The organism is Micromonospora humida (assembly GCF_016901255.1).
In the GTDB taxonomy this organism is placed as follows: Bacteria; Actinomycetota; Actinomycetes; order Mycobacteriales; family Micromonosporaceae; genus Micromonospora; species Micromonospora wenchangensis.
The window spans coordinates 720,628-740,330 of record NZ_JAFEUC010000001.1 but is presented as its reverse complement, the minus strand read 5'-3'; the positions used below and the strand labels follow the sequence as shown (position 1 = coordinate 740,330).

Sequence of the window (19,703 nt, the reverse complement as noted above, 5' to 3'; positions counted from 1 at the left end):
CGGCGACCACGTCACCGGGGGCCGCCGCGCAGGGGCCACCCGTCCTTGAGAAGGAGCACCCCCATGCACCTCCCGGCTGAGCATCCCGGCCCGGCTCTGCGCCGTCCCGGCCGTCGGCGCTGGCTGCTGTCGGCGGCCACCGCGCTCGTGACCGCCCTGAGCGGCGGTGCCGTCGTCGCGGCCACCGCGACGGAAGCCGCCGCGGCCACGATCGACACCGGCGCGTCGTACGTGCTGGTCAACCGCAACAGCGGCAAGGCCCTCGACGTCTACAACCTGGCCACCACCGACGGGGCCCGGATCACCCAGTGGACCCGCAACGACGGCAGCCAGCAGCAGTGGCAGTTCGTCGACTCCGGCGGCGGCTACTACCGGCTGAAGTCGAAGCTGTCCGGCAAGGTGCTCGACGTCTCCGGCAAGTCGACCGCCGACGGCGGACCGATCGTGCAGTGGACCGACAACAACGGCACCAACCAGCAGTTCAGCATCCAGGACATCGACGGCTACATCCAGCTGATCAACCGCAACAGTGGCAAGGCCGTCGAGGTGCAGGGCGCGTCCACCGCCGACGGCGGCAACATCGTGCAGTACGCCGACTGGAACGGCACCAACCAGCAGTGGCAGCTCGTCAAGCTCGGTGGCACCACCCCGCCGCCCACGACCCCGCCGCCGAGCGGCAACTGCACGCTGCCGTCGTCGTACCGGTGGTCGTCGACGGGTCCGCTGGCCACCCCGAAGTCGGGCTGGGTGTCGCTGAAGGACTTCACGGTCGCGCCGTACAACGGCAGGCAGCTCGTCTACGCCACCACGCACGACTTCGGCAACTCGTGGGGGTCGATGAACTTCGGCCTGTTCACCAACTGGTCGGAGATGGCCTCGGCGTCGCAGAACACCATGAGCCAGGGCACCGTGGCGCCGTCGCTGTTCTACTTCGCGCCGAAGAACATCTGGGTGCTCGCCTACCAGTGGGGTGGCGCGGCGTTCTCCTACCGTACGTCGACCGACCCGACCAACCCGAACGGTTGGGGTCCGGCCCAGACGATGTTCACCGGCAGCATCTCCGGCTCCGGCACCGGCCCGATCGACCAGACGCTGATCGCCGACAGCCAGAACATGTACCTGTTCTTCGCCGGTGACAACGGCAAGATCTACCGGGCCAGCATGCCGATCGGGAACTTCCCCGGCAACTTCGGTTCCAGCTACACGACCATCATGAGCGACACCTCGGAGAACCTGTTCGAGGCGCCGCAGGTCTACAAGGTCGCCGGCCAGAACCAGTACCTGATGATCGTCGAGGCCAGGACCAGCTCCTGGGAGCGCTACTTCCGCTCGTTCACGGCGACCAGCCTGAACGGCACCTGGACGCCGAACGCGGCGACCTACAACAACCCGTTCGCGGGCAAGGTCAACAGCGGTGCCACCTGGACCAACGACATCAGCCACGGTGAGCTGCTGCGCACCAGCGCCGACCAGACCATGACCATCGACCCGTGCAACCTGCAACTGCTCTACCAGGGCCGGTCGCCCAGCTCCGACGGCGTCGACTACGGCCTGCTGCCCTACCGGCCGGGTCTGCTCACCCGGCAGCGCTGATACTGCGCACCGGCGGACCTCGGGGGTTCCTGAGGTCCGCCGGTGGCCCGGGATGGACCGGGCCGTCGGATCACCTGAACGACATCCGCACCACCGATCGGCAGGGCCCGCACCTCGGGTCCTGCCGATCACCGTTTCGCCGCCGACAGCGGGCAGTACCGACTGCCGGCCGGGACCGTCCGGCGGCGTCCACGACCGGCCGTTGCGTACGTCGGCCGCCCGGCGGTGATCCGGCACCGCTGGCCATCACGCCGGCCCGGACCGGGACGGTCCGCCCACCGCCCAGGGTGGGCGGGGCCCCGACGCGACCGCAGAGGGCCGGCTCCGACATCCGGAGCCGGCCCTCCCGGCCTACCGCCGCCGCGACGGCGGCGGATCGTGCGTCACACCTGGGTGAACCGCCACTGCTGGTTGCTGGCGCTGTGGCAGGTCCACTGCAACAGCCGCGCCCCGTCGGTGGTGGAAGCACCGTTGACGTCCAGGCAGAGCCCGCTCTGCACGTTGCGCACCGTGTAGACCCCGGCGGTCGTGGTCGCCGTCGCGGTGAACTTCTGCGAGTTGCCGTTGTTGCAGGTGGCCTGCTGGAGGAACGCACCCGCCGTGGTGGAACCGCCGATCACCTCGGCGCACTTGTTGCTGTGCACCGCCTTCAGGTAGACCGCGCCGTTACCGGCGTCCACGGCCTGCCACTTCTGGTTGTTGCCGCCGGTGGCCGCCCACTGGGTGAGCTGCGCGCCGTCGGCGGTGGAGACGCCGCTGACGTCCATCAGCTTGCCGCTGTGCAGCGCGGTGAGCGTCCAGGTCTTCCCCGCCACGCCGGTTCCGGTGCCGGTGCCGGGCTGGCCGACACCCGCCCCGCCGAAGGTGTGCGAGTCGAGGTCGAACCAGTTGTTCGTGCTGCCCTTGAACACCAGGTAGAGCGGGTGCGTCCCGGACAACGCGGCCACGTTCACCGGCGCGGTCGACTGGTAGTTGTTCCAGCCGCCGGTGCTGGGCACCGGGGTGGTGGCCAGCAGCGTGCCGGTCGGTGAGTCGGCCCGCAGCTCGATCGTGCCGCCACCGGACGGCGACGACAGCCGGTAGCTGACCGTCGAGATGCCCGACAGGCTCATCGGGTTGAACGCGATCCAGTCGTTGTTGGAGATGTCACCGACCCGCTTGGTGCTCTCCGCACCGGCCTCGTCGACGACCCGGATGCCGGAGCTGCTGCTGAAGTACTCGGCCTGCTTGTGCTTGGGTTGCAGGATCGCCTGCGCCGTGCCGGTGAGCGGGGACGAGCCGCCCGGACCACCGCTGTCGGTGTAGCGGGCGTTGAGCACGTAGAAGAGGTTCGCGCCGTCGGGGTGCCCGCCGAGCAGGTCGGTGGAGATGGTGCCCGAGCAGCCCGGGTACTCGGTGGTCTCGTGCGCGTGGTCGTCGTGACCGAGCGCCGGGTTGACGACCACCTTGCTGCAGTCGACCGTGCCGCCGTCCGGATCGGTGACGCTGATCTGGTACGACACCTTGTCCCCGAAGGTGAGCATGCCACCGTTGGCCGGGGTGGTGATGGTGACCACCGGCGCGGAGTTGCCGACGGTGATCTGGACGTTGGCGAAGCCCGTCTTGCCGGTGTTGTCGGTGACCTTCAACTGCGCGGTGTAGTTGCCGTTGGTGGTGTAGACGTGCGACGGGTTGGCCGCCGTCGAGGTGGTGCCGTCACCGAACGTCCACTGGTAGCTCAGCGTGTTGCCCGGGTCCGGGTCGGTGGTACCGGCGCTGCTGAACTGGACGTTGAGCGGGGCCAGGCCGCTGGTGGGCGTACCGACGGCCTTGGCGATCGGCGACCGGCCGCCCTGGATGTAGTCGATCCGGTAGAGCCCGGAGTCGCTGTTGCCGCCACCGAAGTTGGTGCCCCACTCCAGCACGTAGAGCGAGCCGTCCTTGCCGAACTCCAGGTCCATCGGCTTGTTGAACCGTCCCCCGGGCAGGAACGTGTTGGTGCGGGTCACCGCCGTCGCGGAGTCGAAGTGCACCTCCTTGATGTAGCTGCGGGACCACTCGTAGAAGAAGTGCACGCCGTCGTAGTAGGGCGGGAACTTGGTGGCCGACGGGTTCGCCGGGTCGTACCGGTAGACCGGTCCGCCCATCGGGCCGGAGCCCCCGGAGCCGAGTTCCGGGAAGGTCGTCGAGGTGCCGTAGCCGTACCACATGTTGGGGGCGACGATCGGCTTCAGGCTGGTCAGGCCGGTGTTGTTGGGGGAGTTGTTGACCGGGGCGTTGCAGTTGAACTTGGCGCCGACCACGCCGGTGTCCGGGTTGTACGGCGCGTAGGGCTGGTTGTCGCCGTGGCAGAACGGCCACCCGTAGTTGCCGGGCGACTTGATCACGTTGAGTTCGACCAGGCCCTCCGGGCCCCGGTTGGTGGTGGGCGGGTTACGGTCCGGCCCGTAGTCGGCCAGGTAGACCCAGCCGTTGGCCGGGTCGATCGAGAACCGGAACGGGTTACGGAAACCCATCGCGTAGATCTCCGGCCGGGTCTGCGCCGTGCCCTGGGGGTAGAGGTTGCCGGTCGGGACGGTGTAGCCGCCGTTGTCCGACGGGCGGATGCGCAGCAGCTTGCCCCGCAGGTCGTTGGTGTTGCCGGCGCTGCGGGCGGCGTCGAGGTTGGACTTGCCGGCGCGCCAGTCCAGCGGCGCGTAGCCCTGCCAGTTGGGGTCGAGGTTCGGCGGGGTGTCGTCACCGGTGCCGATGTAGAGGTTGCCGTCCGGGCCGAAGTCGATGTAGCCGCCGGTGTGGCCGGGCTCGGGGAACGTGCGGTCCCGGTACGCCGGGATGTCGATGATCCGCGCCTCGGTGGACAGGTTGAGGGTGTCACCGGACAGCGTGTAGCGGGAGACGCGGTTGACGTCGGTGCTGCTGCTCGCCGGCGAGTGGTACAGGTACACGTAGCCGTTGGTGGCGAAGTTCGGGTCGATCGCCATGCCGGTGAGACCGTCCTCGCCGCCGGTGTAGACGCTCAGCGTGGCGGCGGTCACGGTGCTGTTGGTGCTCGGCTTGAAGATCTTGACCTGGCCGCCGCGCTGGACGTACATCACCCGGCCGTCGGGCAGCACGTTCAGCGCCATCGGGTCGACCGTGTTGTCGTCCAGGGTGCGCTTCTCGAAGTTGCCCCACACGGTGCCGCCGCAGTCGCCGGGCAGGTTGCCGGCGGCCCACTTCACGCCGCCGAGGACGTGGTTGCGGAAGTTCGTCTCGCTGTAGGAGTCGATCGCGTGGCCCATCGCGGTGGCCCACACCCGCCCGCCGGCGGCGGTGCGGCACCAGGAGATCGGGTGGTCCGGGCCCATCGCCCGGGAGCCGGGGTTGTACGTCCGCTCGTCGGCGGTCACCAGCACGTGCACGTTGCCGCGCGGGTTGCTGTCGAAGTTGTACCACTCCTCGCTGCGGTTCCACCGGTCCGGCAGGCCCGTCGTCGACGGGTGCTGCTTGTCGGCGACGATGGCGGTGCCGGGCAGTACGCCGGGGGAGTGCTCGGGCATGTGGGCGCCGCCGTTGAGGGTCTGGTCCCACCAGGGGTACTCGCCCTCGATACCCATGTCCAGGGCGTTGTGGATACCGACGATGCCCTTGCCGCTGGCGAGGTAACCCTCCACGGCCTGCCGTTGGGCGGCCGAGGTCCAGACCATGCCGGAGGTCTGGAACATGATGATCACGTCGAAGGTGGCGAGGTTGGCCGCGGTGAAGACGCTGGAGTCCTCCGTCTGCACCAGCTCGAAGTTGTTCGCCGCCGCCTGCTGCTGGAACATGCTGATCCCGGCGGGGATCGAGTCGTGCCGGTAACCCACCGTCTTGGTGAACAGCAGGGCGCGGAAGGCCGGAGCCGCCGACGCGGGTGGTGCGAGGCCGAGCGACAGTAACAGCCCGGCGATCATGCCGATGAGCAACGTGGTGCGACGCATGCCGTCTCCTAGGTGTCGGCGGGAACTTCCGGTGGCGACCACGGCCCGCCCGCGCGTCCGGTGGACGCCGGGGCGCACGGCGGGCACGGGCGTGCTGCCCGGGGTCGGCGTGCCGTCCGCCGCAACGGCCGTCGCCCCGCATTGCGTCACGCAGAGTGACGTCGGTGATGTGCTCGCCCGGTGGGCCGCGAGGCCAGGATGGGTCAGTCATCGATGAGTGTCAATGGAATGGGCAAGGTTCGATGTTTCGACGGTCTGGCCGTGGGCGCGCGTCGACCTCCCGACCCGGCATCGACGCCGCTCGGGTGCTCGAACCGGCGACCCGTGAAGATCGAGGATTGTGGACAGGCATCGAAACATCTATCTTCATACGTGTGATGTTTCGTCGATGTCAAGGAAAGTTTGCTCCTTGACGACGTAAGCGCTCACGAGCGACAGCGAAAGTTCACCGGCCGGCAGCTCCACCGTGCCGGGCACGGAACATCGACCACGCCGATGACTACTTACTGTGAGGGTTTCCGGGATGCCCGATCCGCCGCCGACACCGCTGCTGACCCTCCGGGGCATCGGCAAGTCCTTCCTCGGGGTGCGCGTACTCGACGGGGTCGACCTCGACGTCGCGCCGGGCGAGGTACACGCCGTCGTCGGTGAGAACGGGGCCGGCAAGTCCACCCTCATGAAGATCGTCTCCGGCGGGTACGCCCCGGACGCGGGCACCGTCGAGGTCGCCGGTGCGCGCCGGGCCTTCCGGGGCCCCCGCGACGCGCAGCGGGCCGGGATCGGCATCATCCACCAGGAGTTCAACCTGCTGCCGGAGCGCACCGTCGCCGAGAACGTCCACCTCGGACACGAACCGGTCCGGCGCGGGCTGGTCGACCGGCGGGCGATGCGGGAACGCACCCGGGACCTGCTCGCCTCGATCGGGGAAGCCGACCTGGCCGCCGACACCCGGGTGGGTCGGCTCGGTGTCGCGCAGCAGCAGGTCGTCGAGATCGCCAAGGCGCTCGCCCTGGACGCCCGGCTGCTCATCATGGACGAACCCACCGCCGCCCTGGCCGACCACGAGGTCGAGCTGCTCTACGGGCTGGTCCGCCGGCTCCAGCAGCGGGACATCGGCGTGCTGTACGTCTCGCACCGGCTCACCGAGGTCTTCGACCTGTCCGACCGGATCACGGTGCTCAAGGACGGCCGTCGCGTCACCACCGTGGCCACCGCCGACACCTGCACCGACGACCTCGTCCGGCACATGGTCGGCCGGGAGCTGTCCAGCTACTACCCCGACCGGGCCGGCCCCGACGACCTCGGCCCGGTACGCCTGACCGTCCGGGGCGCGGGCAACCGGAAACTGCGCGCCGTCGACCTGGACCTGCGGGCCGGCGAGGTGCTCGGTATCGGCGGGTTGCAGGGCTCCGGGCGCTCGGCGCTGGCCCGTGCGCTGTTCGGCGTCTCCCCGTTCACCACCGGCGACGTGAGGCTGGACGGCCGGCCGGTGCGGCTGCGCTCGCCCCGTACCGCGATGCGGGCCGGCATCGCCTACGTCACCGAGGACCGCAAGGGGGAGGGGATCGTGCCCCGGCAGTCGGTGCTCGACAACGCGCTGCTCGCCGGCCGGGCCGTCTTCCCGGCCCGGTCCGGGCACGCCGCACGCACCCGCCGGGTCCGCGACCTGCTCGCCACCGTCGAGGTCCGCGCCGCCGGCGACGACCAGGAGATCCGTTTCCTGTCCGGCGGCAACCAGCAGAAGGTCGTGCTGGCCCGCTGGCTGGCGCTCGACCCACGGGTGCTGTTGTTCGACGAGCCGACCCGGGGCATCGACGTGGGGGCGAAGTCGACCATCCACGACCTCGTCCGCCGGCTGGCCCGCGACGGCGCGGCGGTGCTGATGATCTCGTCGGACCTGCCCGAGCTGCTGGGGATGAGCGACCGGATCGTCGTCATGCGTGACGGCCGGATCGCTGGCGAACTGCCCGCCGGCGCGACCGAGGAGGACGTCGTCACCCTCGCCGTCGGCCACACCCCGGAGATCAACCGGTGAGTGCGAGGAGTGAGCCGGGTTTGCGAGCCCCGCAGTCGCGAACGGAGATCAACCGGTGAGTGCGAGGAGTGAGCCGGGTTTGCGAGCCCCGCAGTCGCGAACGGAGATCAACCAGTGAGCGCCCTGTCGTTGCTGCCGGCCCGACGCCCCGTGCCGGGGGTGTTCGTGGCGCTGGCCCTGACCCTGGCGGTCGGCTGGCTGGTCGTCCAGGTCGACGGCGGGCAGCTGTTCAACCAGGCCACGACGGTGAGCCTGCTGCACGTCGCCGCCGGTCTCGGGCTCGTCGCCGTCGGGCAGACGCTTGTCATCCTCGGCGGGTCGTTGGACCTCTCGGTGGCGTACGTGATCAGTCTGAGCACCCTGGTCGCGGCCGAGGCGATGAACGGCAGCGACGGTGCGCTGCTGCCGGCGGTCGGCCTGGCGCTCGCGGTCAGCGCCGGGGTCGGGCTGCTCAACGGGCTGCTCGTGACCCGGTTCCGGGTCAACGCGTTCATCGCCACCCTCGGCGTGGGGTTGCTGCTCAAGGGGTACCTCGACAGCAACTACGACGGACCGGCCGGGGCCACCTCGCCCGCGCTGGTGCAGTCGCTGGGCTACCAGCGGGTCGGTCCGGTGCCGTTGTCGTTCCTGCTGCTGCTGGCGTTGACCGGGGCGGTCTGGTTCGCGCTGTCGCGGACCCGCTTCGGGCACCACCTGGTCGCCGTCGGCGGTGATCCGGAGGTGGCCCGGCTCTCCGGGGTCCGCAACGACCGGGTCCTCGTCACCGCCCACGTGCTGTGCTCGCTGTGTGCCGGGCTCGCCGGGATCTACCTGGCCAGCCGGCTCGGTTCGGGTGCGCCCCGGGTGGGCACCGAGGGCCTCTACGACCTGGAGTCGATCGCGGCGGTGGTGATCGGCGGGACCGCGCTCGCCGGTGGGCGGGGCGGGGTCGTCGGCACGGTCGGCGGGGTGCTGCTGCTCGCCAGCATCGACGCGATCTTCAACCAGCTCGAGGTGGACGCCTTCTTCAAGCAGGTGATCCGGGGCGTCATCATCATCGCCGCGGTCGCCGTCTACGCCCGTCGGGCCCTGCGGAAGGCGGCGTCCTGACCATGCCGACCGTCGCGCGTCGTGCGCTGTCCCCGATCCGCCCGCGGGTACGCCCTGGCGGGGTGCTGCCGATCCTGGCCCTCCTCGCGGTGCTGCTGGTGCTCGTAGGCATCCGGCAGCCCGGCTTCCTCGACCCGCCGTCGCTGATGTCCTTCCTTGGCCGGTCGGCGCCGGTCATCCTGCTCGCCGCCGGCCAGTACTTCGTGATCGTCTCCGGCGAGTTCGACCTGTCGGTGGGTTCGCTGGTCACCGCTCAGGTGGTGGTGGCGGCCCGGCTGATCGACAGCGACCCGGCCCGCACCTGGCCGGTGGTGCTGCTCCTGTTGGCCTTCGGCGCGCTGGTCGGGCTGGTCAACGGGCTGGTCACGACGCGGCTGCGGGTGCCGTCGTTCATCACCACCCTGGGCATGTTCCTGATCCTGGTCGGCGCGGTCTACCTGTGGTCCGACGGCGCGCCGAAGGGCGGGCTCTCCGAGGAGTTCCGCCGGTTCGGCCGGCGGGCGATCGAGGACGTGCCGCTGCTCGGCCGGGTGCCGTACGCGCTGCTGGTGCTGGTGGTCGTCGCGGCGCTCGCCGTGCTGCTGATGCGGTCGGACTTCGGCCGGACCCTGGTCGCCGTCGGCGACAACGCGCGCACCGCACAGCTGAGCGGGGTACGCGTCTGGCGTACCCGGACGGTCGCCTTCGTCCTCAGCGGGCTCGCGGCGGCCGTGGCGGCGATCCTGCTCGGCGGCTACAGCGGGGTGTCGTTCCAGGCCGGGGCGGGCCTGGAGTTCGGGGCGATCACCGCGGTGGTGCTCGGTGGCGTGGCGCTGGGCGGGGGCCGCGGCTCGGTCGTCGGCGCGATGCTCGGCGCGCTCTCCCTGGAACTGCTCTTCGCGTTGATGAACTTCTACGGCGTCTCCGGCGCCCTCAGGTCCACCGTCCAGGGCGCGATCATCCTGCTCGCCGTGGCGGTCTCGGCTACCCGTTCGTCGTCTCGATAAGGGGAAACATAGTGCGACGTTGCCTGGCGGCGCTGGCCGCCGTCACCCTGCTGTCCCTGACCGCCTGCGCCACCGACGAACCGGGCGGGGGGCCGGCGGGCGGTTCCACCTCGGCCGCCGGCTCCGGCACCGGGGAGCAGTCGAAGTTCTTCGTGCAGGCCGACTACGACGCCGAGTTGGCCCTGCTCGGTGCGACCCCGACCGGCCCGGCGGACAAGCCGTGGGAGCAGATGCTCAATCCGACCATGGTGGACACCTCGAAGTTCAAGAAGGCCGGGCCGCACAAGCTGTGCTTCTCCAACGCGGCGTTGAACAACCCGTGGCGGCAGGTCGGGTTCAAGACCATGCAGGCCGAGGTGGCCGCGCAGGGCAGCCGGATCAGCGAGTTCGTGCACGTCGACGCCGAGGGCAAGGACCAGAAGCAGATCGCCGACATCAACGACCTGCTCGGCAAGGGCTGCGACGCGCTGATCGTCTCGCCGAACACCACCGCCACGCTCACCCCGGCGGTCGAGGCGGCCTGCAAGGCGGGACTGCCGGTGGTCGTCTTCGACCGTGGGGTCAGCACGAAGTGCCCGGTGACGTTCGTCAACCCGATCGGCGGCTACGGCTTCGGCCACGTCGGGGCGGAGTTCGTCAGCCAGCGGATGAAGCCGGGCGGCAAGGTCCTCGCCCTGCGCATCCTGCCCGGCGTCGACGTGCTGGAAACCCGCTGGTCGGCCGCGAAGGTGGCGTTCGACAAGGCGAAGGTCGACGTGGTGGGGGTCGAGTTCACCGACGGCGACCCGGCCAAGACCAAGAAGATCGTCGACGACTACCTCCAGCGGTACGGCACCATCGACGGCGTGTGGATGGACGCGGGCGCGGTCGCCGTCGCGGCGGTCGAGGCGTTCCAGGACGCGGGCAAGCCGGTGCCGCCGATCAACGGCGAGGACCAGCTCGACTTCCTGAAGGTCTGGAAGGACAAGGGCCTCACCGCGATCGCGCCGACGTACCCGACGTACCAGTGGCGTACGCCGGTCATCGCCGCGCTGCGCATCCTCGACGGGCAGCAGGTGGCCAACCCGTGGAAGCTGCCCCAGCCGACCATCACCCAGGAGAACCTGGACCGGTACCTCGACCCGGGCATGCCGCCGCTGCACTACGCGATGTGCGGCTGCACCGACCTGCCCGGTTACCCGCAGCGCTGGAAGTAGGCCCGGTGTACGCCTTCGGCGTGAACCCCTGGGTGTGGGCGTCGCCCGTCGACGACGAGGCCCTCGCCATGTTGGTGCCGCGGATCGCGGCGTTCGGCTTCGACGCGGTGGAGCTGCCGATCGAGCAGCCGGGCGACTGGGATCCGGCCCGGACCCGGGACCTGTTGGCCGCGCACGGTCTGGTCGCGGCGGCGGTCTGCGCGGTCACCCCGCCGGGGCGGGAGCTGGTCGACGCCGCCCCGGCGGTGGTGGAGTCGACTGTCGACTACCTCCGGGGGTGCGTGGCGAGCGCGGCGGCGGTCGGCGCACCCTGTGTGGGCGGCCCGGTGTACGCCTCGGTGGGGCGTACCTGGCGGATGTCGTGGGCGGCGCGGGCGGCCTGCCACGCGGACTTCCGGCGGGCCCTGGCACCGGTGGCCGAGCAGGCCGGCGAGTGCGGCGTGAGCATCGGGGTGGAGGCGCTGAACCGGTACGAGACGAGCGTGGTCAACACCGTCGCGCAGACGATCGAGCTGATCGACGGGTTGCCGTCGAGCGTCGGCATCATGATCGACACGTACCACATGAACATCGAGGAGTCCGATCCGTACGCGGCGCTCGCCGCCGCCGGCCCGTACGTCAAGCACGTCCAGGTCAGTGGCACCAATCGGGGCGCCCCGGGCGCGGACCACTTCGACTGGCCGCGGTTCTTCGCGGTGCTGGGGGCCACCGGGTACCGGGGTGCGGTCTGCATCGAGTCGTTCACGGGGGAGAACGACACGATCGCCACGGCGGCGGCGATCTGGCGTCCGCTGGCCCCCTCGCAGGACCGGCTCGCCACCGACGGTCTGCGGCACCTGCGGGCGGTCACGACGGGCGCCCCCGCCGGGGGATAGGGCGTTCGGGGCGGCCGTCGGGACGTCCCGTCGGGGTGGCGGGACCATCGTCCGGCCACCCCGACGTCCTGCCGGCGGCAGGACTCTCTGCCTTGTCTTGACAAGGCAAGCGGAACCGCAGGACAGTCGTCATACCTATTGATACTCAACGATTTGTGGCGGGTGTGACATGCGAAAGTCGCTGACGGCTGTGATCGCCGTCGTTGTCGCCATGGTCGGCGTGCTGGCAGCGGGCCTGTGCGCCAGCGCGGCGAGCGCCGCGGCCGGTTGCCGGGTGAACTACGTCGTCAGCAGCCAGTGGACCGGCGGCTTCAGCGCCGACGTCACGGTCACCAACCTCGGTGACCCGATCAGCGGCTGGACGCTACGGTTCGGCTTCCCCGCGGTCGACCAGCGGATCGCGCAGACCTGGAGCGCCACCTGGGCCCAGTCGGGCCAGCAGGTCAGCGCGACCAACCTCAGTTGGAACGCCAACCTGGGCACCAACGCCTCGACCACCATCGGCTTCGTCGGCACCTGGTACGGCAGCAACCCCCCGCCGCCGTCGTTCACCCTCAACGGGGTCGCCTGCACCGGCGGGGTCCTGCCCACCAGGACGCCGACCGGGCCGACCACCTCGCCGCCGGTCGCCGACTACCCGGCGATCGTCACCTGGATCAGCCCGGCCGCCGGGGCGGTCCACACCGCGCCGGGCCCCGTCCCGCTGGCGGCGACCGCGACGGTGGGAGGCGGCCACTACATCACCTCGGTGTCCTTCCGGGTGGACGGCGTCACGGTGGCCCAGGGGGCGAGGTCCGCCGGCGACCGGTTCGACGCGTCGTGGACCCCGCCGGTCGGGGCCCCCGGGACCAGCACCACCTACGTGCTGAACGTCTCCGCCGGCACCGACCAGTCGCTGTCCGGCGGTGCCCCGCCCCGGCTGATCACGGTGGTCACGCCCCCGACCAGCGGCGTCAACCAGCCGCCGGCGGTGGCGCTGAGCACTCCCGGCGGGCAGACGTACTTCCTCGAACCGACCACCGTCACGCTGGTCGCCGACGTCACCGACGCCGACGCCGGGGACGTGGTCGACCGGGTGGAGCTGTATCTCGGCGGGACCCGGGTGGCCGCGACGCCGACCCGCAGTGGACAGCGCTTCCAGTTCCAGCTCGACCTGGCGGCGGCCACGTCGTCCACCTTCACCGTCCGGGCGTACGACGCCCACGGTGGCGTCGGCATCTCCAATCCGCTGACCTTCACCATCCGCTAGTCCGGCGGCGGCGTCCGCGACCGGGACCCACCCGGTCACCGATGTCCTAGGATGCTTTAGGGGTCGTGCCCCGCGTCACCGGCGCGGGGCACGACCATGACCACGCGACCACGCGTGAGTAGGGGTTCCGGATCGGGCCCCGCGCACTACCATGGGTGCTGCGCCGGAAACGGCGCGGCGACGTTTCTGTTCTGGTGGCTCTTGTTTCGTTGGGTGGTGGTCGCGGTGGCGGTCGGTACGATTCTCAGCTTCGACGACGTGAAGGGGTACGGCTTCATCAGCCCGGAGGGCGGTGGTGAGGACGTCTTCGTGCACGCGAACGACTTCGGCGACCAGCGTCCGTCGGTCGCGCCCGGAATGCGGGTGGAGTTCGAGTCGGTGGAGGGCAACCGCGGGGTCAAGGCGCTCTACGCGCGCCTGCTCAACCCCGGTGCCCCGGTCGCGTCCCGCCCGGCGGCGTCCGGCGCGCCGACCGTGACCCGGCTGCCGGTGACCGACCGGGGCGACGACGAGGAGTGCGACGTCCTGACCGCGTTCACCTTCCGGTCCAACATCACCGACCTGCTGGTCGAGCAGGTGCCGACGCTCACCGGCGCCCAGATCAGCCAGATCCGGCAGCACCTCACGCAGTTCGCCCGTTCCCACGGGTGGATCGAGGACTGACCCCCGTCCGGTGCGGGCCCACCCTGTGGTGGGCCCGCACCGGCGTCAGCCGGCGGCGTAGGCGTACCGCGAGGTCCGCTCGGCGAGCCAGAGCCACCGCCGCCGCACCTCGCCGCTGGTGGCCGCGACCATGCCGAGCGCGTCGGCGGACACGGCGGCCAGCGCCGCACCGGTCGCCGCCGGATCGTCGAGCAGCGCCGCACCGTCGCGGAACGCCTCCGCCTCGGCCCCGCCGCCGAACCGGGGCGCGACCTCGTCGCGCCAGAAGTCGGCCCAGGCCAGCTCCGGGTCCCAGGAGAACCGGGCGTACGCCAGGTAGCTGATCTCGTTGGTCGGGTGGTACGCGGACGGCTCGGCGAAGATGGTCAACCCGCGCATCCCGGCCGCCCCGGACCGACCGGCCATGTCGGCGTACATCTCGGGGACCCAGGAGTGGCGCTGCCGGTTCCACTGTGAACCGGCGTGGGTGCGCAGCACGTTCGTGGTGTGCGGGAGCCGCTCGACGTGCTCGGCGGTCAACCGGTCCCGCTGGTCGTACCAGAAGGCCCGGTTCACGCAGTACTGGTAGGCGACATCGTCGGGCAGGTCGGCCAGGGGCTTCTGGGCGTCGAGGTCGAAGATGTTGTCCCAGTACACCTCGACGAGGTGGCGCAGCGGCACCCCGGCCGGGCCGGGCCGCCGGGCGGTCGCAAGCAGCGTCGGGTACACCGACCGCATCGCCTCGTACGACCAGGAGGTGCGCTCGCCCCCGGTGCGGGCGGCGCACCGGGCGCAGGCGCAACTGCCGTAGTCGCCGGTCTCGAAGTTGATCCCGCCCACCGGAAGGGTGTCGAGCAGCCAGTCGATGGCGTCGCGGTGCCAGGCCAGGTTGTCCGGCTGGGACGGGCAGGCCGCCATCATGTACTCGCTGGCCGGGAAGTGCAGGTCACCGAACTCGTCGATGTCGAAGCCGACCTTCTTTGGCAACTCGGCGGCGAGGTCGGGGCGTTGCCGCAGCCAGGTGGCCAGGTTGTAGCGGTGCCGGCCGTCGAAGTAGATCCCGCCGTAGGCGTTGATGCCCACCCCGGCGATGATCCGCACACCCCGGGCGTTGGCGTACTCGCACAGGTCACGGGCCGCGGCGACCCCGCCGTGGGCGTCGCGCAGCAGCCCGTACACGACGATGCCGCCGATGCGTTCCCGCGAGCAGAAGTCGACCAGGCGGCGGTAGTCGGCGCCGAACGCGTCGGCGGACTTCGCGTACGGGTTGAGCGCGCCGATCTCCTGCTGACCGAGCTGACGGGTGTCCCAGTTGGTGGAGTGGTCCCAGGTCCACAGGGTGCGCAGCGGCAGCCCGGGGGCGCTCACCGTGCTGCCCACCGGCAGCCCGGCGGGGGTGGCGGCGGCGACCAGGGCGCGGGCGGCGTACACCAGGCCGGCGAACGGGTCGCCGACGAGCCGGACCTCACCCTGTTCCGGCACCTCGACGCGGTGGCCGCCCTCGGGCAGCGTCGGGTCGGCGACGAACCGGACGGGCACCGCGTCGGCACCGCCCTCACCCCACGCCGCGCGGAGCAGGTCGGCGGCGAACGGGGCGTGCCCGGCGTCGAGCACCCGTACCCCGGAAAGCTGGCGGAACGACGTCATCATGACCTCCCGATGGTCGGTGCGGTGGCGGCCAGGTAGTCGACCACGTCGATCGCGGTCCACACCCCGTGCCGCCAGTAGGGGTCCTGTTCGAGACGGGCGCGGGCGGCGGGCGCGTCGGCGGCCCGCAGCACCAGCACCGAGGCGCGCAGGTCGGCGCGGGCCCCGACGACGAGGGCGGTGCCGTCGGCGAGCAGGTCACGCATGTGCGCCAGGTGCGCGGCCCGGTACGGCTCCCGCCGGAGCGCGGCGTCGGCGGCGAAGGTGGCGGTGACCAGGTAGGTCGGTGTGAAGCGCAGCTCCCCGGTGGCGGTGTGGCTCACGTGTCGGCTCCGATCGCGCCGAGCAGCCGCTGCATGGCGACCCGGTAGACGGTCTGCGGGCGGCCCGCGCCGGTGCTGACGTGCACCCCGACCTCCTCGGCGAAGCCGGCCGCGCGCAGCGCGTTGAGCAGCCGGCGGGCCGAGCGGGCCTCCACCCCGTACGCGTCGGCGAGGCCCCGGGCGGTGATCTGGTCGGGGTCCATCTGGTGCAGCGCCTCCAGCAGCCGCCGGGTGGACAGCGGGCCGATCCGGAGCTGCTCGGAGACGCGCAGCATGCCCGGGCCGGTTTCGCGCAGCCGGGGACGCACGGTGGTCTGCCGGCTGGAGTGAACCTCCCCGTCGGGGAAGACCACGTGGGTGTCGCCGCTGTGCCGGCCCAGGGCGAGGGCCTTGCGGGCGTTGTCCTCGGCGGCGGCGATGGTGGTGCCGGCACCGAAACCGACGGCGTGTTCGACGTCGACGCCGCGCAGGGTGAGCAGGGAGGCGTGCCCGTCGCGGTGCCGGGCCAGGGCGCTCTCCACGGTGCCCCGGGTGGTGGTGATCAGCATCGTCCGGTCGTCGACGGTGGCGAGCCGGCCGCGCATCCGTTCGGCGTGTTCCAGCAGCGCCTCGCGGACCCGTAGCCGCTGCCGTTCGGCCTGGTACGGGTCCTGTGCCCGCTGGGTGGGGGCACCCAGGTCGACCATCATGACCGCGATCTGGGTGGCCCGGGACTGGCGTACCTCGGCGGCGAGCCAGGCCCGGCGCAGCGCGTCGCGGACCGATGCCCGGGTGTGCTCGACACGCCACACCGGCACCCCGCTGTCCTCGAGGTCCCGGTGCACCGCGCCGAGGCAGGTCAGGCACGCCTCGACCGCGCCTGAGGCGTACCGTTCCCGGTGGTAGGCGGTGATCTCGTCGAGGCCGGAGAAGAGCAGCCCGGACGAGTCGGCGATGGGCAGGATCTCGGTGGGCGGCTCGACCTCGATGTCGTGGTACGTCTCCCGGACGGTCTCCGCCTCGATGGTGTCGACGCTGACCCGGGGCAGTCGTCCGCCGGTGGCCAGCAGGATCCGGGACAGCGTGCGGTAGAGGTCGATGCCGGCGTGCCGGACGTAGTCGATCTCGGCGCGCAGTTCCCCGGTGGCCGTGGCGAAGGCGTACGGGATGCGCCCGGTGAACAGCAGCACCTGGCACATCTCGTCGAGTTCGCGGGCCAGGTCGGGGGCCTGCTCCGGCCGGGTGTACGCGCGGGTGGTGATCGCCTCCGCACGGCCCTCCCCGGCCGCGACCTCCCGGACGAGCCGGATCGAGTCCTCCGGGCCGATGATGCCGATCACAATGCCTCCACGTGGTGTGCCGCTGCCCTGGTGGGTGGGGTGCTCAGCCGGTGCAGACCGTGCCGGTGAGGCCGGCGCTCGCCGACGACGCCAGCAGGACCAGCGCCGAGGCGACGTCCTCGGGGCGGCCCAGCGCGGCTTCGACGGCGGCGATCCGTCCGCCGTCGGCGCCGTTGGCCCGTGCCTCGGTGAGCGACCGCCGCATCAGTGGCGTGTCGATGTCGCCGGGGCAGAGCGTGTGCACCCTGATCCCCTGTGGACCGAGTTGGCGGGCCAGTGTGAGCGCCAGACCGTGCAACCCTCCCTTGCTCGCGCCGTAGGGTACCGAGCCGGAGCCGGTCTGCACGCCCGCCTTCGAGCCGACCAGCACGAGCACCCCACCGTGGGGGAGCAGGTGCCGGGTGGCGTGCTTGGCGACCAGGAACGGCCCGGTGAGGTTGACGGCGATGACCTGGGCCCAGAGCGCGACCGGCACGTCCCGTACGTCGAGGCCCTGCCCGCGCATCACCCCGGCGACGTGCAGCACGGCGTCGATCCCGCCGAGGTCGGCGGCGGCGGCGTCGAGCGCCGCGGCGACCTCGGTCTCGACGGTGACGTCCACCCGGTGCGCGCAGGCCCGGCCGCCGGTGGCGCGGGCCTGCTCGGCGGCGGTGTCCGCGCCGGCGGCGTCGGCGTCGAGCACGGCGACCGCCGCGCCGGCCGCGGCGGCGGCGGCGACGGTGGCCCGGCCGATGCCGGACGCACCGCCGACGACGACCACCCGCCGGCCGGCGAGCAGGCCGGCGGGTGCGGTGCCGGTGCCGGTGCCGTGCGCGTCGGCCTGCTCGCCGGGTCTGCCGGTGGCGGCGGGTGGGACCGTGTCGTTCACGCCCGGACCGTCCGGCGGACGGCGTCGGCGACGGTCGCCGCCTCGGGCACCACGACCGCCTGGAGGGCGGGCGCGGCGGGCATCGGCACGTCCGGGGCGGCGACCCGGGCGATCGGGGCGCGCAGGTCGGTGAAGCACTCGGTGGCGGCGCGGGCGGCGATCTCCGCGCCGAAGCCGCCGGTCAGGTTCGCCTCGTGGGCGACGACCAGCCGTCCGGTGCGGGCCACCGACGCGGCGACGGTGTCGAAGTCCAGCGGGTTGAGCCAGCGCAGGTCGACCACTTCGGCGTCGATGCCCTCCTCGGCGAGGGTGCCGGCGGCGTCGAGGGCGGCGGAGACCATCCGGGACCAGGCCACGACGGTGACGTCGGTGCCGGGGCGGACCACCCGGGCTCCGCCGACGGGCTCGACCGGGGCGTCGGTGCGCACCGGGCCCCGGGTCGGGTAGAGCATCCGGGCCTCGGCGACCACCACCGGGTCGTCGCTGACCACGGCGGTGCGCAGCATCTGGTACGCGTCGTCGGGGGTGGCCGGCAGGGCGACCCGCAGGCCGGGGGTGTGCGCGAAGTACGCCTCCGGGGAGTGCGAGTGCTGGGCGCACGCGCCGGGGGAGTAGCCCTGCTGCATCCGGATCACCAGCGGGGCCTTCCACCGGCCGGCGCTGGAGTAGTGGATGGTGGCGATCTGGTTGACGATCTGGTCCATCGCGACGAACGAGAAGTCGGCGTACATGATCTCGGCGATGGGGCGCAGCCCGGTCATGGCCGCGCCGAGGGCCATGCCGAGGAAACCGGTCTCGGAGATCGGGGTGTCGAAGATCCGTTCGGAGCCGAACCGCTTGTGCAGCCCCTTGGTCGCGCCGAACGGCCCGCCGGGCAGCGCGACGTCCTCGCCGAAGTAGATGGTGTCGGTCCGGCTGTCCAGGGCCCAGGTGAGGGCGGCGTTGACGGCCTGGATGTAGCGCAGCGACTCAGACATAGACGTGCTCCTCGGCGGTCGCCGGGTCCGGGTGGGGGACGGCGCGGGCGGCGGTGACGGCGGCTTCGATCTCGGCGGCCACCTCGGCGTCGATGGCGTCGAGCCGGGCGGTCAGGTCGGCGTCGGCGGCCTGGCGGATGCGGGCCAGGGGTTCGCGTTGCCGGGCGGCGGCGATCTCGCCGGCGGGACGGTAGTGCTGGGCGTCGCCGCTGTAGTGGCCGACGAGGCGTTCGGTCATCGCCTCCACGATGGACGGGCCGGAGCCCTCCCGGGCCCGGTCGACGGCCTCGGTGACCGCCCCGGCGACGGCGTCGGGGTCGTTGCCGTCGACCACCCGGGCGGGCAGGCCGTAGCCGGGGGCCCGTTCGGCGAGCTGCTTCACGCGCACCATGTCGGAGATCCGGGACATCTCGGAGTAGACGTTGTTCTCCACCACCAGCACCAGCGGCAGGTCGAGCACGGCGGCGAGGTTGAGCGCCTCGTGCACGTTGCCCTGGTTCATCGCGCCGTCGCCGATGCTGACCACGCTGACCGCTCCGCTGCCGGTGCGCTGGGCGGTGAGCGCCGCGCCGGTGGCGATCGGCACCCCGGCGCCGACGATGGAGTTCTCGCCGACGAACCAGCGTCCCGGGTCGGACAGGTACGGCGAGGCCGCCCGTCCGCCGCACAGCGCGGAGTCGCGTCCCATCATCTCGGCGAACAGGCCGGTCAGGTCGACGCCGCGGGCGATCGCCCAGCCGTGGCCGCGGTAGGTGGCGGTGACGTGGTCGCCGTCGCGTAGCGCCCGGCACGCGCCGACCGGGATGGCCTCCTGCCCGTTGCACAGGTGGATCGAGCCCGGGATCTCGCCAGCGTTCTTGAGGGCGGTCAGCCGCTCCTCGAACCGGCGGATCCGGGCCATCAGCCGATAGTCGTCGAGCTGCCCCATCACACCCCCAGAGATAATTGAGCCCTATTCCGGCTCGT

The 19,703-nt window shown here is 71.7% G+C and carries 15 protein-coding genes; 8 read left to right on the top strand and 7 right to left on the bottom strand.

The window, feature by feature from the left end; all coding sequences use genetic code 11:
- Positions 1 to 63: 63 nt before the first annotated feature.
- Positions 64 to 1,593, top strand: coding sequence for a non-reducing end alpha-L-arabinofuranosidase family hydrolase (locus tag JQX11_RS03005; RefSeq protein WP_204923393.1), 1,530 nt, complete (start codon positions 64 to 66; stop codon positions 1,591 to 1,593).
- Positions 1,594 to 1,976: 383 nt separating this feature from the next.
- Here JQX11_RS03005 and JQX11_RS03000 read toward each other — a convergent pair whose 3' ends face one another.
- On the bottom strand, positions 1,977 to 5,531 hold the full coding sequence (locus JQX11_RS03000) for a ThuA domain-containing protein (protein WP_204923392.1): 3,555 nt from the start codon (positions 5,529 to 5,531) through the stop codon (positions 1,977 to 1,979).
- A gap of 523 nt (positions 5,532 to 6,054) precedes the next feature.
- Between JQX11_RS03000 and JQX11_RS02995 the strand changes: the two genes are divergently transcribed.
- The 7 genes from JQX11_RS02995 to JQX11_RS32910 all read left to right on the top strand — a co-directional run bounded on the left by JQX11_RS02995 (position 6,055) and on the right by JQX11_RS32910 (position 13,624).
- Entirely contained in the window at positions 6,055 to 7,566 is a 1,512-nt protein-coding gene (locus JQX11_RS02995) for a sugar ABC transporter ATP-binding protein (protein ID WP_204923391.1), read from the top strand.
- Between the two features lie 114 nt (positions 7,567 to 7,680).
- Positions 7,681 to 8,655 (top strand): ABC transporter permease, encoded by a 975-nt coding sequence (locus JQX11_RS02990; RefSeq protein ID WP_204923390.1) that lies wholly within the window; start codon positions 7,681 to 7,683, stop codon positions 8,653 to 8,655.
- A gap of 2 nt (positions 8,656 to 8,657) precedes the next feature.
- Complete coding sequence (locus JQX11_RS02985; protein WP_204923389.1) at positions 8,658 to 9,641, top strand: ABC transporter permease; 984 nt, start codon at positions 8,658 to 8,660, stop codon at positions 9,639 to 9,641.
- An 11-nt stretch (positions 9,642 to 9,652) separates the two neighbouring features.
- Positions 9,653 to 10,837 carry a substrate-binding domain-containing protein gene (locus tag JQX11_RS02980; RefSeq protein WP_307826036.1) on the top strand — a complete coding sequence of 395 codons (1,185 nt, stop codon included), beginning with the start codon at positions 9,653 to 9,655 and terminating at the stop codon, positions 10,835 to 10,837.
- Positions 10,838 to 10,857: 20 nt separating this feature from the next.
- Complete coding sequence (locus tag JQX11_RS02975) at positions 10,858 to 11,712, top strand: sugar phosphate isomerase/epimerase family protein (RefSeq protein ID WP_307826035.1); 855 nt, start codon at positions 10,858 to 10,860, stop codon at positions 11,710 to 11,712.
- A 169-nt stretch (positions 11,713 to 11,881) separates the two neighbouring features.
- Complete coding sequence (locus tag JQX11_RS32080; RefSeq protein WP_232377011.1) at positions 11,882 to 12,961, top strand: cellulose-binding domain-containing protein; 1,080 nt, start codon at positions 11,882 to 11,884, stop codon at positions 12,959 to 12,961.
- Positions 12,962 to 13,186: 225 nt separating this feature from the next.
- The gene (locus tag JQX11_RS32910; RefSeq protein ID WP_307826034.1) at positions 13,187 to 13,624 is read left to right on the top strand and encodes a cold-shock protein; all 438 of its coding nucleotides are present in this window, start codon (positions 13,187 to 13,189) and stop codon (positions 13,622 to 13,624) included.
- Between the two features lie 45 nt (positions 13,625 to 13,669).
- Here JQX11_RS32910 and JQX11_RS02955 read toward each other — a convergent pair whose 3' ends face one another.
- From JQX11_RS02955 to JQX11_RS02930, 6 genes are read right to left on the bottom strand one after another with little or no spacing between them, the layout of a single operon-like run.
- Positions 13,670 to 15,250, bottom strand: a complete 1,581-nt coding sequence (locus tag JQX11_RS02955) for a hypothetical protein (RefSeq protein WP_204923386.1) — start codon at positions 15,248 to 15,250, stop codon at positions 13,670 to 13,672.
- A complete protein-coding gene (locus JQX11_RS02950; RefSeq protein WP_204923385.1) occupies positions 15,250 to 15,573 on the bottom strand; it encodes a YciI family protein in 324 nt (107 codons plus the stop codon). The genes JQX11_RS02955 and JQX11_RS02950 overlap by 1 nt, the downstream gene beginning before the upstream one ends.
- Entirely contained in the window at positions 15,570 to 16,892 is a 1,323-nt protein-coding gene (locus JQX11_RS02945; RefSeq protein ID WP_204923384.1) for a helix-turn-helix domain-containing protein, read from the bottom strand. Before JQX11_RS02945 ends, JQX11_RS02950 begins: the two co-directional genes overlap by 4 nt.
- A gap of 43 nt (positions 16,893 to 16,935) precedes the next feature.
- Positions 16,936 to 17,760 carry an SDR family NAD(P)-dependent oxidoreductase gene (locus JQX11_RS02940; RefSeq protein WP_204923383.1) on the bottom strand — a complete coding sequence of 275 codons (825 nt, stop codon included), beginning with the start codon at positions 17,758 to 17,760 and terminating at the stop codon, positions 16,936 to 16,938.
- Positions 17,757 to 18,737, bottom strand: a complete 981-nt coding sequence (locus JQX11_RS02935; protein WP_204923382.1) for an alpha-ketoacid dehydrogenase subunit beta — start codon at positions 18,735 to 18,737, stop codon at positions 17,757 to 17,759. Before JQX11_RS02935 ends, JQX11_RS02940 begins: the two co-directional genes overlap by 4 nt.
- Positions 18,730 to 19,665 carry a thiamine pyrophosphate-dependent dehydrogenase E1 component subunit alpha gene (locus JQX11_RS02930; RefSeq protein WP_204923381.1) on the bottom strand — a complete coding sequence of 312 codons (936 nt, stop codon included), beginning with the start codon at positions 19,663 to 19,665 and terminating at the stop codon, positions 18,730 to 18,732. Before JQX11_RS02930 ends, JQX11_RS02935 begins: the two co-directional genes overlap by 8 nt.
- Positions 19,666 to 19,703 lie beyond the last annotated feature (38 nt).